Below are 16,936 nucleotides of genomic sequence, written 5' to 3'. Positions count from 1 at the left end.
GGTTTTGCAGCGCTCTGAAATGTGTGTCAGACCGATAAACACCACTCGTCCGCCATAAACCCCTACGGTTGAAATCCCCCCCGCCACCCCCATATGAGTTTCCATCAGGGCATTTTCGCCCCGCTGCGTGGAGACTCTCCCCTTGACCACCATCGTTTCAGTACGTCGCCACGGCAAAGTCGTCATGGGCGGCGACGGACAGGTTTCCCTGGGTAATACCGTGATGAAAGGCAACGCGAAGAAAGTCCGTCGCCTGTACCACGGCCAGGTGCTCGCCGGCTTTGCTGGCGCTACCGCCGACGCTTTTACCCTCTTCGAGCGTTTCGAAGGCCAGCTTGAGAAACATCAGGGCCACCTTGTGCGCGCCGCTGTGGAGCTCGCTAAAGAATGGCGCACCGACCGCTCCCTCAGCCGCCTGGAAGCCATGCTGGCTGTAGCAAACAAAGACGCTTCGCTGATCATCACCGGCAACGGCGATGTGGTTGAACCCGAGCACGGCTTGATCGCCATGGGCTCCGGTGGCGGTTACGCCCAGGCCGCGGCGAGCGCACTGTTGAAGAAAACCGACCTGTCGGCCCGCGAAATCGTCGAAACCGCCCTGGGTATCGCCGGCGACATTTGCGTGTTCACCAACCACAACTTCACCATTGAGGAGCAGGACCTCGCCGAGTAAGCCGTAGGCTTATTCCCGCTTGAGGCCGCCAAAAACTATGTCCATGACTCCCCGCGAAATCGTCCATGAACTCAACCGCCATATCATCGGCCAGGACGATGCCAAGCGCGCCGTTGCCATCGCGCTGCGTAACCGCTGGCGCCGGATGCAACTGCCCGAAGAATTACGCGTTGAAGTAACACCGAAGAACATCCTGATGATCGGCCCGACCGGTGTCGGTAAAACCGAAATCGCCCGGCGCCTGGCCAAGTTGGCCAATGCCCCGTTCATCAAGGTCGAAGCGACCAAGTTCACCGAAGTCGGCTATGTGGGCCGTGACGTCGAGTCGATCATCCGTGATCTGGCCGACGCCGCCCTGAAGATGCTGCGCGAACAGGAAGTGACCAAGGTCAGCCACCGCGCCGAAGACGCCGCCGAAGAACGCATCCTCGATGCCCTGTTGCCACCGGCACGCATGGGTTTCAACGAAGACGCAGCGCCGTCGTCCGATTCCAACACCCGCCAACTGTTCCGCAAACGCCTGCGTGAAGGCCAGTTGGATGACAAGGAAATCGAGATTGAAGTCGCCGAGGTCTCCGGCGTCGATATTTCCGCACCGCCTGGCATGGAAGAAATGACCAGCCAGTTGCAGAACCTGTTCGCCAACATGGGCAAGGGCAAGAAGAAAAGCCGCAAGCTCAAGGTGAAAGAGGCGCTCAAGCTGGTACGCGACGAAGAAGCCGGGCGCCTGGTGAACGAGGAAGAGCTCAAGGCCAAAGCCCTGGAAGCTGTCGAGCAGCATGGCATCGTGTTTATCGACGAGATCGACAAGGTGGCCAAGCGCGGCAATTCCGGCGGCGTCGATGTGTCCCGCGAAGGCGTACAGCGCGACCTGCTGCCGCTGATCGAAGGCTGCACCGTGAACACCAAGCTGGGCATGGTCAAGACCGACCACATCCTGTTTATCGCTTCCGGTGCGTTCCACCTGAGCAAGCCAAGCGACCTGGTGCCGGAGTTGCAAGGTCGTCTGCCGATTCGCGTAGAGCTGAAGGCACTGACCCCTGGCGACTTCGAACGCATCCTCAGCGAACCGCATGCGTCGCTCACTGAGCAGTATCGCGAGCTGTTGAAAACCGAAGGCCTGGGCATTGAGTTCCTGCCGGACGGTATCAAGCGCTTGGCTGAGATCGCGTGGCAGGTCAACGAGAAGACCGAAAACATCGGCGCACGTCGCCTGCACACGTTGCTTGAGCGCTTGCTTGAGGAAGTGTCTTTCAGCGCCGGCGACATGGCCGGTGCGCAGAATGGCGAGGCGATCAAGATCGACGCCGAATACGTCAACAGCCACTTGGGCGAATTGGCACAGAACGAAGACTTGTCGCGGTATATTCTGTAAGCCTCACACAGAACTGCTTTGCTTCAAATGTGGGAGGGGGCTTGCCCCCGATAGCGGTGGATCAGTCAGCTTATCTATAGCTGACCCACTGCAATCGGGGGCAAGCCCCCTCTCACATTTTTAAGCCGGTTTATTCAAGAGCACCTCATATGGCCAAGTTTCCTACCGCTGTAAACCTGCACAAAACCTCAAACACCCTCGGCCTCACCTACGGGCCCGACGAGGTATACCAACTTCCCGCCGAACTGCTGCGCACCCACTCGCCTTCCGCCGAGGTCCAGGGCCACGGCAAACCCATACTGCAATTCGGCAAGCTCAACGTTAAGTTGATCAAAGTAGAACCGGCCGGTCAGTACGCACTGAAATTGACCTTCGACGATGGGCATGACAGCGGACTGTTCACTTGGGACTACCTCTATCAATTGGCCGTGCGTCAGGACGCGTTGTGGACCGATTATCTCGCCGAGCTAAAAGCCGCCGGCAAAACCCGCGACCCGAGTCAGTCGGTCGTGCGGCTGATGCTCTAGTCCAGGCTTCTCGCTCATTAGAGGGCATTTTCTAATTTCATCTGTTTGAATGCCCTGTCGCGTGGTCAACGATTGGCCCGCTTGCGAAAAAAATTAAACTCGGGTAACCAATGGAACTGGCAAGTTCCCTGCATTTGACGATGCGGTATCAACGGTCACCCGAGTCGCAGTACCAGGCTTGTGTTGTGTATCGAAACTTGGTGCACGGCGGTACCCGGTACTCGTCTTTCGGACAATGGAGCGTCGTAGATGAGTAACAAGAACAACGATGACTTGAAACGCCAGGCCTCGGAAAACACCCTGGGGCTCAACCCGATCATCGCGTTACGCAAAAAGGATTTACTGGCCTCGGCCAAGATGGTGCTGACCCAAGCCATCAAGCAACCGTTGCACAGCGTCAAGCACGTCGCCCACTTTGGCGTTGAATTGAAGAATGTGATGTTCGGCAAATCGGAGCTGGTGCCAGAGAGCGACGACCGTCGCTTCCACGACCCGGCCTGGAGCCAGAACCCGCTCTACAAGCGCTACCTGCAAACCTACCTGGCGTGGCGCAAGGAACTGCATGACTGGATTGGCGACAGCAACCTGTCGGACCAGGACATCAGCCGCGGCCACTTCGTAATCAACCTGATGACCGAAGCCATGGCCCCCACCAACAGCGCAGCCAACCCGGCGGCAGTCAAACGCTTCTTTGAAACCGGCGGTAAAAGCCTGCTCGACGGCCTGTCACATTTGGCCAAGGACATGGTGCACAACGGCGGCATGCCGAGCCAGGTCAACATGGGCGCCTTTGAAGTGGGCAAGTCCCTTGGCACCACTGAAGGCGCGGTGGTGTTTCGCAACGACGTGCTGGAGCTGATCCAGTACAAGCCAATCACCGAGCAGGTGCATGAGCGCCCGCTGCTGGTCGTACCGCCGCAGATCAACAAATTCTACGTATTCGACCTGAGCCCGGAAAAGAGCCTGGCGCGCTTCTGCCTGCGCAACGGCCAGCAAACCTTTATCGTCAGTTGGCGAAACCCGACCAAGGCCCAGCGTGAATGGGGCCTGTCGACCTATATCGAGGCGCTCAAGGAAGCGGTCGATGTGGTCACGGCGATCACCGGCAGCAAAGACATCAACATGCTCGGCGCCTGCTCCGGAGGCATTACCTGCACCGCTCTGCTCGGCCACTACGCGGCGCTGGGTGAGAAGAAGGTCAACGCCCTGACCTTGCTGGTGAGTGTGCTGGACACCACCCTGGACACCCAGGTGGCGCTGTTTGTGGATGAGCAGACCCTGGAAGCGGCCAAGCGCCATTCCTACCAGGCCGGCGTGCTGGAAGGCCGCGACATGGCCAAGGTATTCGCCTGGATGCGCCCCAACGACCTGATCTGGAACTACTGGGTCAATAACTACCTGCTGGGCAACGAGCCGCCGGTGTTCGACATCCTGTTCTGGAACAACGACACCACACGTTTGCCGGCCGCCTTCCATGGCGACCTGATCGAACTGTTCAAAAACAACCCGCTGGTACGCGCCAACGCACTGGAAGTGTGCGGCACGCCCATCGACCTCAAGCAGGTCACGGCGGATATTTATTCACTGGCCGGCACCAACGATCACATCACACCCTGGCAGTCTTGCTACAAGTCGGCGCAGTTGTTTGGCGGCAAAGTGGAATTTGTGCTGTCCAGCAGCGGGCATATCCAGAGCATTCTCAACCCACCGGGCAACCCCAAGGCGCGCTACCAGACCAGCGACAGCCTCGCGGGCAAGCCTCTGGAATGGCAGGAGAACGCAACCAAGCACACCGATTCCTGGTGGCTGCACTGGCAGGTATGGCAGGCAGAGCGCGCCGGGAAGCTGAAGAAGGCGCCGACGACATTAGGCAACAAAACCTACGCCGCAGCCGAAGCGGCACCTGGAACCTACGTACACGAGCGTTAGATTGAAATGGGATCAAATGTGGGAGGGGGCTTGCTCCCGATGCAGGCGACACGGAGCGCCTGCTACACCGCGTTGATGCTATCGGGAGCAAGCCCCCTCCCACGTTGACCCAATACCTACCGGACTACCTCACAGGGCTTGAGCATGCCGCAACCGTTCATCTTCCGCACCATCGACCTGGATGGCCAGACCATCCGCACGGCGGTGCGCCCGGGCAAGCCTCACTTGACGCCGCTGCTGATCTTCAACGGCATCGGCGCCAACCTTGAGTTGGTGTTTCCGTTCGTCCAGGCCCTGGACCCGGACCTGGAGGTGATTGCATTCGATGTGCCAGGCGTCGGCGGCTCATCTACCCCCAAGCGACCCTATCGTTTTCCCGGCCTGGCCAAGCTCACCGCGCGCATGCTCGACTATCTCGACTACGGCCAGGTCAACGCCGTAGGCGTGTCCTGGGGTGGTGCGCTGGCGCAACAGTTTGCCTATGACTACCCGGAGCGCTGCAAGAAACTGATCCTGGCAGCCACGGCGGCTGGCGCAGTGATGGTGCCGGGTAAGCCCAAGGTTTTGTGGCTGATGGCAAGCCCACGCCGCTACATCCAACCGTCCCATGTGGTGCGTATCGCGCCGATGATTTACGGCGGTTCTTTCCGCCGCGACTCGAACCTCGCCGCCGAACATGCGAGCAAGGTGCGATCTGCCGGCAAACTCGGTTACTACTGGCAGCTGTTCGCCGGGCTGGGCTGGACCAGCATCCATTGGCTGCACAAGATCCGCCAGCCCACCCTGGTGCTGGCGGGGGACGACGACCCGCTGATCCCCTTGATCAATATGCGCATGCTGGCTTGGCGCATCCCCAATGCGCAATTGCACATCATCGATGACGGCCACCTGTTCTTGATCACCCGGGCCGAAGCCGTGGCGCCGATCATCATGAAGTTCTTGGAAGAGGAGCGAATGCGTGCAGTGATTCATCCACGCCCGGCGGTGTAAGGACGCAACGCCGCGCAACTTGCCAGGAACCGACTATGGTTCTGAATTGGCGTGCCTGTTTGATGGCTAGACGAAGGAGTGTTGGCTCATGCGAGAAAGACCCGTGACGAACCCGGCGCCTACCCCTGCTGCGTTCATCAATGCGCAAAATGCGATCACCGGCCTCAGGGGCAGGGACTTGCTCTCGACCTTGCGCAGCGTCGCCGCCCACAGCTTGCGCAACCCGGTGCACACCGCACGGCATGCCTGGGCCTTGAGCGGCCAGTTGGGTCGGGTGCTGTTGGGCGAGACCGTGCACGAGCCCAACCCCCATGACAGCCGCTTCAGCGATCCCACCTGGAAGCTCAACCCGCTCTACCGCCGAAGTCTGCAAGCCTATTTGAGCTGGCAGAAGCAGACACGTCACTGGATCGACGACAGCGCCCTGAGCGCCGATGACCGGGCCCGCGCACACTTCGCCTTCTCCCTGCTCAACGATGCCGTCTCACCCTCCAACACCCTGCTCAACCCGCTGGCCGTCAAAGAGTTGCTCAACTCCGGCGGCAACAGCGTGGTGCGCGGTGTGGCCAATTTGTTCGAAGACCTGCTGCACAACAACGGCTTGCCACGCCAAGTGAGCAAGCACGCGTTCGAAGTTGGCAAGACGGTTGCCACCACCCCTGGCTCGGTGGTGTTTCGCAATGAGCTGCTGGAGCTGATCCAGTACAAGCCCATGAGCGAAAAACAGTACGCCAAGCCACTGCTGATCGTGCCGCCGCAGATCAACAAGTACTACATTTTCGACTTGAGCCCGGCCAACAGCTTTGTGCAGTACGCGCTCAAAAACGGACTGCAGACCTTTATGGTCAGCTGGCGCAACCCGGATGTGCGCCACCGCGAGTGGGGCCTGTCCACCTACGTTGCGGCGCTGGAGGAAGCGCTTAACGTATGCCGGGCAATCACCGGCGCCCGAGAAGTCAACCTGATGGGTGCCTGCGCCGGCGGCCTGACCATCGCCGCCTTGCAAGGCCACTTGCAGGCCAAGCGTCAGCTACGCCGCATCTCCAGCGCCAGCTACCTGGTGAGCCTGCTGGACAGCCAGATCGACAGCCCCGCCACCCTGTTCGCCGACGAGCAAACCCTGGAAGCCGCCAAACGTCGCTCCTATCAAGAGGGAGTGCTGGATGGGCGCGACATGGCCAAGGTCTTCGCCTGGATGCGCCCCAATGACCTGATCTGGAATTACTGGATCAACAACTACCTGTTGGGCAAGGAACCGCCGGCCTTCGACATCCTGTACTGGAATAACGACAACACGCGCCTGCCCGCTGCGCTGCATGGCGACCTGCTGGACTTCTTCAAGCACAACCCACTGAGCCATCCCGGCGGCCTGGAGGTGTGCGGCACGCCCATTGACTTGCAAAAGGTCACCGTGGACAGCTTCAGCGTGGCCGGCATCAACGACCACATTACGCCGTGGGACGCGGTGTATCGCTCCACACAATTGCTGGGCGGCGAGCGGCGCTTCGTACTGTCCAACAGCGGGCATATCCAGAGCATCCTCAACCCTCCGGGCAACCCCAAGGCCAACTACGTCGAGAACCAGAAACTGAGCAGCGACCCACGCGCCTGGTACTACGACGCCAACCATGTCGAAGGCAGTTGGTGGCCGCAATGGCTGGAGTGGATCCAGCAGCGCTCGGGCGTGCAACGCGAAACCCTCACGGCTCTGGGCAACCAGAATTACCCACCGATGGAAGCGGCGCCGGGCACCTATGTGCGAGTGCGCTGAGCTCAACGATCACATTAAGAAGACTGGATGAAGACCCGCGACCGTATCCTTGAATGCGCCCTGCAGTTGTTCAACCAAAAGGGCGAGCCGAATGTATCAACCATGGAGGTGGCCAATGAAATGGGGATCAGCCCCGGCAACCTCTACTACCACTTCCATGGCAAGGAGCCGCTGATCATTGGGCTTTTTGAGCGTTTTCAAGGTGAGCTGGCGCCGTTGCTTGATCCGCCCGCAGACGCACAATTGAAGGCTGAGGATTACTGGCTGTTCCTGCACCTGATTGTCGAGCGAATGGCCCACTACCGGTTTCTTTTCCAGGACTTGTCCAACTTGGCCGGACGCCTACCGAAGCTTGCCAAAGGCATTCGCAACCTGCTTACAGCGCTCAAACGTACCCTGGCATCATTGCTGGCGCGATTGAAGGCAGCGGGGCAAGTGGTCAGTGACACGCAGGCACTGGGGCAATTGGTGGAACAGATCACCATGACCTTGCTGTTTTCCCTGGATTACCAGCGGATACTTGATCGCGAAGGCGAGATACGGGTCGTGGTGTACCAGATCATGATGCTGGTAGCGCCGCACCTGCTATTGCCGACACGGCTGACGACGGAGCGGTTGGCGCTGCGTTATTTGGATGAGCCCGTTTGACGGGCCGTCATCCCGGCTCGCCGAACTGGTAACTGAACTTGAAGAGTTCGCTGTCACTGCTAATGCCCAACTTGCGATACGCCGATTGCTTTTGCGTGCTGATGGTACTTGCACTACGCGAAAACTTCGCAGCAATTGAATTTACCGTCATACCATCGAGAAAACACCGCAACACTTCCTGCTCTTTAGGTGTTAGGCAAGCGTTCATTTGCAACGAAGTTGAAGGCTCCACTCTCGATTTCATATTTATAACATCAAGTATTGATTGCATACCCTGCAGTGCGGGCACCATACACGGATTCAAGTAAATACGGCCTTGAGCAACCGTTCGAATGGCCGTCACTAGTTCGGTCAAGTTCTGGGTCTTGCCCAGTACCCCCCAACATCCTGCCTTCAAAGACAATGAAACCGTGGCAGGCGTGTAATGCGAACACACGATCAGTGGCCTGCACTGGCTGAAGCGCCTGCTCAGGGCTTGGATCAGGCTGAGGCCGTCGCTGTCCGATGGCGCCAGAACAAAGTCCATGACCACAACGTTCGGAGGTCGCCGAGCAAGCGCTTCCAGCAGTTCCCCAGCCGTGCCGAAAGAGCCGATCACATCAAGGTCAGGCGCAGCGCTCAAGCCCAGCTCAATTCCCTGCCGAACCATCTCATGGTCATCTAAAAGCATGACGGTGTACGTAGTGGGCATAGAAGTAGGCATACAAAAACCCGCATAAGTAAATACAACACCGCACCTTTGAATACGCGTACTGCAATTACGGTATACCCAGTTACAGGCAGGCATCAATACTACGGGGCAATAAGCGCAAGTCCTTCAGCACGCTCCTACAGAAAAACATTAGTCCTACAGAAAAGTCTTAAGCTAAAAAGTTTTCGAATAATTACGAAATAAAACTCAGCACTTTTCTATAGATGAAGTTCGCACTCCCAGACAAATTATGCCTTCCGCCATTCGAGTAGAACTCGAAACACACTTCAGGCGTCACGCCTTAACCTGCGGCGGGCTTCTTTTACAAAATCACGACTGGGATGACCATGAAAATCACCGCTCTTTCCCCTGTTGCGGCAGTATTCGCTCTGACTGCGGCACTGTCACAGCCGGCATTCGCCGCCAACGATGGCGTTATCAATTTCACCGGCCTGGTGACCGATGTGACCTGCACCGTCGAGGGCGCAGCGCCGGGCACAGGCGCCGTCGTCAAAGACGTTAACCTGGGTGGCGTCTCTGCCTCTCGCCTGGCGACGGCGGGTAGTCGCGCCAACCTGACGGGTTTCACCATTCGCATTGGCGGGCCTGGCGAAGGCAGTTGCACCAATGGCCGTACCGCCATGGTGGCTTTCGACCCAACCAGCCCGGCCATTGACGTGGCCACCGGCCGCTTGAACATCGACGGCCACGATGATCCCTCCGACACCACCAATGCCAAGAACGTACAGGTAGAAGTAACCAATCGTGATGGCTCCCCGATCAATGTCTACACCGAGAAATCGGAGGGTGTGGTGATCGTCGACAACCAGGCGATTATTCCACTGGCAGCGCAGCTGTATGCCAGCGGTGCCGCCACCGAAGGCACGGTTAAAACCCGCGTCGGCTTCCTGATCGAATACGCCGAGTAAGAGGTGGACACGTCTGTACCCACAGACCTTGTACGCCCAGGACCTGCCATCGCCGCGCAGGTCCACTTCCAGCCTCGAAGAGACTTCAGATGATTAAACGAATGGCTCGCCGCGCCCTCGCCACCTGCGCTTTTGGGCTGATATCGCTTCACGCGCTCAGCACACAGGCGGGCGTGATTGTCCATGGCACGCGCGTGATCTACCCCGCAGAACAACAGGAAGTCGTTGTGCGGCTGGAAAACAAGGGCAGCCGCCCGGCGCTGGTGCAGGCCTGGCTGGATACCGGTGATCGACATTCGACGCCGGCGACTGCGCAGACCCCGTTCACCCTGACGCCGCCATTGTTTCGTATCGAGCCATATCAACAGCATGCCTTGCGCCTGCGCTATTCCGGTGAGCCGCTACCCGAGGATCGCGAAAGTCTGTTCTGGTTGAACGTACTGGAAGTACCACCGCTTTCCGCCGATGCCGCGCAAAACAACCAGATCGAATTGTCGTTCCGTACTCGCCTGCGGGTGTTCCTGCGCCCACAAGGGCTGGCATATCCCATCGCCAGCGCCGCGTCAAAACTGCAATGGAAACTGGTACCCCATGACCATGGCTTCGCCCTGCAAGCCACCAATCCCACGCCGTACCATATTTCAATCGCCTCGGTTGACTTGCTGAGCGAGGGCAAGCGCTTCAGTAAAGCCGCAAGCAAAGCGGCCAACGACGGACTGTTACTGCCCGCCGGTGACGTAAAACTGTTTGCGCTGCCGCTGCTGCGTAATCGCCCCCACGACAAGCCCGAAGTCGAATTCACCACCGTCAGCGATTTCGGCGCCCGGGTGCGTCACTCCGCTGGCGTCGCACTGTCGTCCGCAGGATAACCCGTCGTATGAAAGCAACTTCGATTTCGCGCTGCTTAACCAGGTTCGCAGCGGCGCTCGCACTGCTCAGTCCGCCCATGGCGCAGGCGAGTGTCGTGATCAATAGCACACGGATTGTTTATCCGCAGCAGGACAAGGAAGTCACGGTAAGGCTCGAGAGCAAGAATCAGGCGCCCGTCCTGATGCAAGTGTGGCTGGACAAAGGCGACGAGTACTCGACGCCGGATGTGGACGACATACCGTTCGTTGTCACACCGCCGATCTTTCGCATTGAGCCGGGCAAGCAACACGTGGTGCGCCTGGCATACACCGGCGAAACGCTGCCATCGGTACAGGAAAGCCTGTACTGGTTCAACGTGCTGGAAGTGCCTTCTCAGGCCCCGAGCGCTGGGCAGAACAACCAGTTGCAACTCGCCTTCCGCACCCGGATCAAGGTTTTTTTCCGGCCACCCGACCTGCCCTCCGCGGTTGAGGCTGCGCCCGCAAAGCTGCAGTGGCGCAGCGTGACAACCGAGCGCGGCGTGATGCTGGAAGTGTATAACCCGACGCCCTATTACGTGAGCTTCGACAAGATCGAGGTCATCGCGAAGGGGCAGCGCCATGCCCGAGAACCCGCGGCATCGAGCGCCGACAACATGGTTTCGCCCCACGGCCGCAACCACTTCCAACTGACAGGATTCAAGGCATTACCCGCGAGCGAGACGACCGTCGAATTCCAGACCCTCGACGACTTCGGTCTCACGATTTCGCACAGCGCCAAGGTGTCGTCATGACCGCCACGCCATAGCGACGCCAGGGCCTGCTCAGCGTCTCTTCAGTCCGCCCCTTCGGCCTTCTTGAGAATCAAACATGTCCGTTCAGTGCCCGTCCGTCGGGGCAGGGACGCGCTTTGCCGCAACTCGGACAACACCTATTCCTGTGGACGGTATCCATGCGTTCGAAAAAACCCGCCAGGACCAAAAACTGGCCCCTGTGTCCTCATCGATTGACGTTGATAACCCGTAGCCTCTTGTTGCTTGGAGGTGCCCACGCCGCAGGTGCACAGGGTGCCGAGCAGGTGATATTCAACCCGGCCTTTTTCCCCGACGGGGCGAACGGCTTGCAGATCGATCTTGCAAAGTTCAGTCAAGGCAACGTCGTCCTGCCCGGCACCTACCGCTCGGACGTTTACCTCAATGGCCAGTGGAGCGGACGCGAGTCCCTGACATTCAGCGCCATGGAAGGGCAAGACACGGCGCAACTGTGCCTGGAGCGGGAGGCGCTCATGAGGGTCGGCGTCGACATGGACGCCATCGAACAGGAAGCCGCCGAGTCGGCATTGTCCAGCTGTGCCGATATCTCCAGCTACCTGCCCGGCGCCAGCAGCCGGTTCGACGCGGGTGAAAACCGCCTGGACCTGCAGATTCCACAGATCTACCTGGCGCGCAAGGCCCGTGGTTATGTCGACCCCAACCATTGGGACGGCGGTATCAACGCCGCCTTCGTGCGCTACAACGCCAACACCTTCCTGACCCAGGCTAACGGCAGGTCGGTCAGCTCCAATTACCTGGGTCTGAACACCGGGCTCAACCTGGGTGCATGGCACTGGCGTCACAACGGCAGTTACAGCCAGTCGACGGTGGGCTCCGGCTACCAGAGCAGCAGCACCTACGTGCAGCGTGAAGTGAGCGCACTGCAGTCTCAATTGATGGTGGGCGAAATCTACACGCCGGGTGAGCTGTTCGACAGCGTACGTCTGCGCGGCGCCAGCCTGTTCAGCGATGATCGGATGCTGCCGGACTCCCAGACCGGTTTTGCACCGGTGGTGCGCGGCGTTGCCGAGACCAATGCACGGGTCACCGTGCGCCAGCGCGGCGTGCTGCTGGACGAGGTGACGGTCGCGCCCGGTCCTTTTGTGCTCAACGATTTATTCCCCACCGGATACGGCGGCGACCTGACCGTTACCATCACCGAGGCGGACGGCCGCAAGCGGGAGTTCATTGTGCCCTTCGCCGCCAACGCCAACCTGTTGCGCCCCGGTTATAGCCGCTACGCGCTGAGCATCGGCCAGCTTGATGAAATCGGCCTTCGGCACCCGCCCAACGTCATGCAAGCGACCTACCAGCACGGTCTCAGCAATGTGCTGACCGGCTACACCGGGACGATAGTGGGCCAGGATTACAACTCCCAGCTACTGGGCGCTGCGTTCAACACCCCAGTGGGCGCGCTGTCCGTTGACGTGACCCACTCGAATGCCGACCTGCCCGGGCATAGCTCGCGGGAAGGGCAAAGCCTGCAGTTGCGCTACAGCAAGAACTTCGCCTCCACCGGCACTCACTTCGCACTCGGTGCCTACCGTTACTCCACCGAAGGCTTTCTCAGCCTGGGCGACGCGGCACGGGTTCGCGACCTTGCCATCGACGGACTCAACCTGGAAAACGTATCGCGCCTACGCGACAGGATGGACATCAGCCTTAACCAGAACCTGGGCAACGGTTCGGTCTACCTCACCGGCTCCTCGCAAAACTATTGGAATCGCACAAGCGGCAACCTGACCTTAACCGCCGGGTACAGCGGGTCCTGGAAGGGCCTTCATTACACAGTCAGCGCACAACGCACCCGGGACTTGCTCAGTGACCGTGTCGACAAGCAAGTGGACCTGACCTTGAGCCTGCCACTGGGCAGCGGCGCAAGGTCCCCGACCCTGACCACCACGGCCTATCGCGGCGACCACAGCAGTGGGGAACGTGTGACCGTCGGCGGCAACCTGGGCGAACGCAACGAACTCAGCTACGGGCTGGCTGCCAGTCGGACTCACGGCAGCGGCAACAGCACGAGCGCCGACGTGAAATACCAGGCCAGTCACGGCGTGCTGTCGGCCGGTTATGGCCAGAGCAGCGACTACCGCGCCACTTCATTCGGCATGACCGGTGGCATCGTCGCCCACGCGGGCGGCGTGACCTTTGCCCCGGAACTGGGCGACACCATTGGCATCGTCCAGGCACCTGACGCACAGGGTGCACGGATCAACGGTAACCACAGCGCGCAGGTCGGCAAGAGCGGTTATGCCGTAGTGCCAAACCTCACCCCTTACCGCCAGAACGTCGTGGAGCTGGACCCCAAAGACCTTTCCGTAGACGTGGAACTCAAGACCGCCGCCCAGAACGTCGCTCCGCGTGCCGGTTCGGTGGTGAAGCTGGAGTTCGAGACGGTCAGCGGCCAGGCCTTGCTGATCACGGCAGTGCGCGAAGATGGCAGCCCATTACCGTTCGGTGCCGATGTCTTCGATGAAGACGGCGCCAGCGTAGGGGTGGTCGGGCAAGGCGGTAAGGCATTTGTTCGCGTGTCTCGTACCCACGGGGAGTTGACGGTCAAGTGGGGAAAAGCAGCATCGGCGGCGTGCCACCTTCGCTACGAACTGCCAGCAGATACGTCCAGCAGGGAGACTTCACGCTTGACGCAATTGGGCGCCGGCACGTGTGAAACGATCGCGGACCTCGTCGTGCAGCCACCCGCCAATGTACTCGCCCACTCCCTCTCATCGCGGAGTTGAAGATGAAGCACTCAGTTAAATTGATGTCCACACTACTGTTGTTCAGCGTGCCAATCGTGGCTCATGCAGCATGTGACCGGTACATGAACAGCACACTCACCCTTAACCTCCCTGCCACTATCACCGTTCCGGACAGCCTCCCTCTGGGCGGGGAAATCATCAGTCGTGCATTCAGTGGCACAGCACCCGCTTTTTTCGCCAACTGCTACTCCCTGTTTACAGCGGTCACGGGACGATACCAGACACTAGATCCGACGTACTCACCCATCTATCGCACCGAAGTAGCGGGGGTAGGGGTGCGCCTGCGCATCACGGATGCCAGGAGAATCACCAATTTCTATGCACTGCATAATCAGCAAGGAACAGCCCACCCATCCATCGTGAGCCCCAGCTTCACAGCTGCAGAGCTGAAGTTCTACAAAATCGGGCCTGTAACAGACGGGCTGGTGCCAGCCGGAAACATTTGGGTAGAAAGAAGAGATAGACGTCCAGAAATGTTTACCCTGCGGCTCGGCAATGCGGTGCGTTTTATAAGACCCGCCGCCACCTGCGACCTCGCGACCGGCGACGTCAACCGCACGATCGCGCTCGACCCTATCAAAGTGAGCACACTTCAAAACGCGACCTACACCGGCGAACGTAATTTCGAGCTCACCGCCACCTGCACCAACGCATCCAATGTGACCTTTCGGTTTTCCGGCACACCCGCGCCCGGCAACGACCGACTGTTCGCCAATACAGGCACTGCGCGTGGCGTGGCGGTGTGGCTGTATTCACGCCTCAACGGAGGTGTCCAGAACATCATCCCCAATGGGGCCGACGGTGCTCGCACAGTGACGGTTTCCGGCAACCGAGCAGTCCTGCCGCTCGGCGCTGCGTACCACAAAAACGGCACGGTCAGCCAAGGCACGCTCGACAGCACGGCCATCGTCAACATCACTTATAACTAAAACCCTGAGGACTATGAAATGAGCATTCGAGCCCTACCCTTGCTGCTGGCGATCTCCGCCAGCCTGGCCGCCAACGCGGTCCAGGCTGCGACCACCGGCACGTTGCGCTTCACCGGCCAGGTCAACGCCGGCACCTGCAACCTGGCCGCTGGCGATGTGACACGCACCATCACCCTGCCAGCCATCAAAGTGTCTGACTTTGATTTATCTGAAGAAACGGGCACAGCGGAGTTCGAGATCACCGCCGAGTGTGAGTCGGACATTAAAAATGTGTTCTTTCTGTTCGCGGGCACTCCGTCCACCGGCAACGGCGTACTTTTCGCCAACACGGGAACCTCAGGCGGAACGGCACTCTCGCTGTCCCACCGAAACGTCGCGTACATCCCCGCCAACGGCACTGTCGCCCAGCGCACGCGACAGATCGCCACAAGTGGCGGAAAAGCGCTGCTACCGATGAATGCGTCGTACCGCAAAACAGGAGCCGCCATTTCAGCAGGCACCCTGGAAAGTGCTGTCACCGTTTCCATCACTTACAACTGATGAAGGCGTAAACACACGCAAAAAAAACCCGACCTTCTCAGGCCGGGCATTTTTATGTGTCCCGGAAAAATCAGGACTGACTGGATGGCGTCGGGGTAACCGGCGTTGCAGTCGGGCTCACGGCAGCGGGCGTCGGTGCAGCAACCGAGTTGGCTGATGAAGCGGTAGGGGTCGTCGCGGTAGCAGGCTTGGCCGCAACGGCTGGCTTGGTCGCTGCTGGTTTTTTGGCAGCGGCGGGCTTCTTCGCCGCAGCAGGTTTGGCCGCTGGTTTTGCCGCAACAGGCTTGGCTGCAGGTTTGGCCGCAGCGGTTTTAGCCGCTGGCTTGGTCGCAGGTTTGGTAGCGGCCTTGGCGGCCGGTTTGGCGGCTGCTTTCGCTGCTGGCTTGGCAGCGGCTTTGGCGGCCACTGGTTTAGCGGCTGGTTTGGCGGCGGCGGTTTTGGCGGCAGGTTTGGCAGCCGTTTTTGCGGCAGCTTTTGCCGGCGCCTTGGCAGCAGGTTTGGCGGCGGCTTTCACCAGCGGCTTGGCAGCGCTTTTTGCGGCCGGTTTGGCAGCAGCGGTTTTAGCCGCAGGCTTGGCAGCCGGTTTCGCGGCTGCGGTTTTCACCGGAGTTACTTTGGCGCCGGTGAGTTTCTCGATCTGCCGGGTCAGGGTATCGACCTTGGTGTGCAGTGCCTTGACTTCAGTACGGCTCGGCACGCCCAGTCGCGAAATCGCCTTGTTAAGACGTGTATCCAGCGCCCCTTCAAGTTCACTCCAGGTGCCCAGCACCTGCTTCTTCGCATCACTGATGCGCGAACCGGCAGTCGCCTTAGCGGCATTAACTTGTTTGCCAACGGTGCTCTTGGTCAACTTCTCGGCCTTCTCGCCGTCTTTAACCAGGGTCTCGAAGAGTTTGCTGCCGTCACTGTCGATCTTCGAGTACACACCTAAACCAGCGAGCCAGATTTTGCGGGAATATTCTTCAACTTTCCCGACCCACGAGCTGCCTTCTTTCTGAGTAGTCTTTTTAACAGCCATCCCGATGTCTCCTTAGTGTTTACGCGCGACACGTTCGAGCAATGCCGTCAGCTCTTCGAGCTTAGCAGAGAGTGTCTCCACGTCATGTTTAGACGCAATGCCGATTCGATTCAAGGCACTTGCAACACGAGTGTCAAAAGCTTTTTCAACTTTATCCAGCTGAACTTCTACCAGACCTTTGACAGCGGAGACATTGCTCTTTACTTGGTCAATCTGACTGTTGGCGGCATCAAGTTGTTCAACTGCAACTTTTTTACCTTTACTTTCAACATGTTGACCGCTCTTTACGAGCTCTTTGAAGTACTCGCTGCCCTCGCTGCCGACCTTGGCATAAGCACCGAGTCCTGCAAGCCAGATCTTGCGGGCGTAGGTTTTAACGTCAGTCAGGGCGCCGGTCTGTACGTCGATTTTTTTCTTCAAGATAACTTTGGCCATGGTGCACCTCACGCAGAATAGGGTGGAGGAACGGCCCGCAGGAGTTGAGGGCTTGGGCA

The 16,936-nt window shown here is 59.2% G+C and carries 16 protein-coding genes; 13 read left to right on the top strand and 3 right to left on the bottom strand.

The window, feature by feature from the left end; all coding sequences use genetic code 11:
- The first annotated feature begins 142 nt into the window (after nucleotides 1-142).
- From hslV to LRO94_RS02725, 7 genes are all read left to right on the top strand, one after another.
- Nucleotides 143-673, top strand: a complete 531-nt coding sequence (gene hslV / locus LRO94_RS02755) for an ATP-dependent protease subunit HslV (protein WP_010563201.1) — start codon at nucleotides 143-145, stop codon at nucleotides 671-673.
- 37 nt (nucleotides 674-710) lie between these two features.
- Entirely contained in the window at nucleotides 711-2,048 is a 1,338-nt protein-coding gene (gene hslU / locus LRO94_RS02750; protein WP_032890250.1) for an ATP-dependent protease ATPase subunit HslU, read from the top strand.
- Nucleotides 2,049-2,197: 149 nt separating this feature from the next.
- On the top strand, nucleotides 2,198-2,575 hold the full coding sequence (locus LRO94_RS02745; RefSeq protein ID WP_032890248.1) for a gamma-butyrobetaine hydroxylase-like domain-containing protein: 378 nt from the start codon (nucleotides 2,198-2,200) through the stop codon (nucleotides 2,573-2,575).
- Nucleotides 2,576-2,824: 249 nt separating this feature from the next.
- Entirely contained in the window at nucleotides 2,825-4,504 is a 1,680-nt protein-coding gene (gene phaC / locus LRO94_RS02740; RefSeq protein WP_095186132.1) for a class II poly(R)-hydroxyalkanoic acid synthase, read from the top strand.
- A gap of 144 nt (nucleotides 4,505-4,648) precedes the next feature.
- Entirely contained in the window at nucleotides 4,649-5,494 is an 846-nt protein-coding gene (phaZ, locus tag LRO94_RS02735; protein WP_032890243.1) for a poly(3-hydroxyalkanoate) depolymerase, read from the top strand.
- An 88-nt stretch (nucleotides 5,495-5,582) separates the two neighbouring features.
- Nucleotides 5,583-7,265 carry a class II poly(R)-hydroxyalkanoic acid synthase gene (gene phaC / locus LRO94_RS02730; protein ID WP_032890241.1) on the top strand — a complete coding sequence of 561 codons (1,683 nt, stop codon included), beginning with the start codon at nucleotides 5,583-5,585 and terminating at the stop codon, nucleotides 7,263-7,265.
- Between the two features lie 27 nt (nucleotides 7,266-7,292).
- The gene (locus LRO94_RS02725; protein ID WP_032890239.1) at nucleotides 7,293-7,913 is read left to right on the top strand and encodes a TetR/AcrR family transcriptional regulator; all 621 of its coding nucleotides are present in this window, start codon (nucleotides 7,293-7,295) and stop codon (nucleotides 7,911-7,913) included.
- Nucleotides 7,914-7,920: 7 nt separating this feature from the next.
- Here LRO94_RS02725 and LRO94_RS02720 read toward each other — a convergent pair whose 3' ends face one another.
- Entirely contained in the window at nucleotides 7,921-8,583 is a 663-nt protein-coding gene (locus LRO94_RS02720; RefSeq protein WP_179179631.1) for a response regulator transcription factor, read from the bottom strand.
- A 368-nt stretch (nucleotides 8,584-8,951) separates the two neighbouring features.
- Here LRO94_RS02720 and LRO94_RS02715 point away from each other — a divergent pair, with 368 nt between their 5' ends.
- From LRO94_RS02715 to LRO94_RS02690, 6 genes are all read left to right on the top strand, one after another.
- Nucleotides 8,952-9,533 (top strand): fimbrial protein, encoded by a 582-nt coding sequence (locus LRO94_RS02715; protein ID WP_179179632.1) that lies wholly within the window; start codon nucleotides 8,952-8,954, stop codon nucleotides 9,531-9,533.
- 101 nt (nucleotides 9,534-9,634) lie between these two features.
- Nucleotides 9,635-10,402 carry a fimbrial biogenesis chaperone gene (locus tag LRO94_RS02710; protein WP_407692693.1) on the top strand — a complete coding sequence of 256 codons (768 nt, stop codon included), beginning with the start codon at nucleotides 9,635-9,637 and terminating at the stop codon, nucleotides 10,400-10,402.
- 8 nt (nucleotides 10,403-10,410) lie between these two features.
- Nucleotides 10,411-11,175 carry a fimbrial biogenesis chaperone gene (locus LRO94_RS02705; protein WP_179179634.1) on the top strand — a complete coding sequence of 255 codons (765 nt, stop codon included), beginning with the start codon at nucleotides 10,411-10,413 and terminating at the stop codon, nucleotides 11,173-11,175.
- 158 nt (nucleotides 11,176-11,333) lie between these two features.
- On the top strand, nucleotides 11,334-13,934 hold the full coding sequence (locus LRO94_RS02700; RefSeq protein ID WP_233896926.1) for a fimbria/pilus outer membrane usher protein: 2,601 nt from the start codon (nucleotides 11,334-11,336) through the stop codon (nucleotides 13,932-13,934).
- Nucleotides 13,935-13,936: 2 nt separating this feature from the next.
- Nucleotides 13,937-14,884, top strand: a complete 948-nt coding sequence (locus tag LRO94_RS02695; RefSeq protein ID WP_179179635.1) for a fimbrial protein — start codon at nucleotides 13,937-13,939, stop codon at nucleotides 14,882-14,884.
- Nucleotides 14,885-14,902: 18 nt separating this feature from the next.
- A complete protein-coding gene (locus tag LRO94_RS02690; protein WP_032890229.1) occupies nucleotides 14,903-15,424 on the top strand; it encodes a fimbrial protein in 522 nt (173 codons plus the stop codon).
- 70 nt (nucleotides 15,425-15,494) lie between these two features.
- On the opposite strand, the gene LRO94_RS02685 is transcribed toward LRO94_RS02690, so the two are convergent.
- Nucleotides 15,495-16,442 (bottom strand): phasin family protein, encoded by a 948-nt coding sequence (locus LRO94_RS02685; protein WP_179179636.1) that lies wholly within the window; start codon nucleotides 16,440-16,442, stop codon nucleotides 15,495-15,497.
- A 12-nt stretch (nucleotides 16,443-16,454) separates the two neighbouring features.
- The gene (locus tag LRO94_RS02680; protein ID WP_032890224.1) at nucleotides 16,455-16,877 is read right to left on the bottom strand and encodes a phasin family protein; all 423 of its coding nucleotides are present in this window, start codon (nucleotides 16,875-16,877) and stop codon (nucleotides 16,455-16,457) included.
- Between the last annotated feature and the right edge of the window lie 59 nt (nucleotides 16,878-16,936).

This window comes from Pseudomonas sivasensis (assembly GCF_021391435.1).
In the GTDB taxonomy this organism is placed as follows: Bacteria; Pseudomonadota; Gammaproteobacteria; order Pseudomonadales; family Pseudomonadaceae; genus Aquipseudomonas; species Aquipseudomonas sivasensis.
The sequence above is the reverse complement of the archived record's forward strand: the minus strand, read 5'-3'. Positions and strand labels throughout refer to the sequence as shown.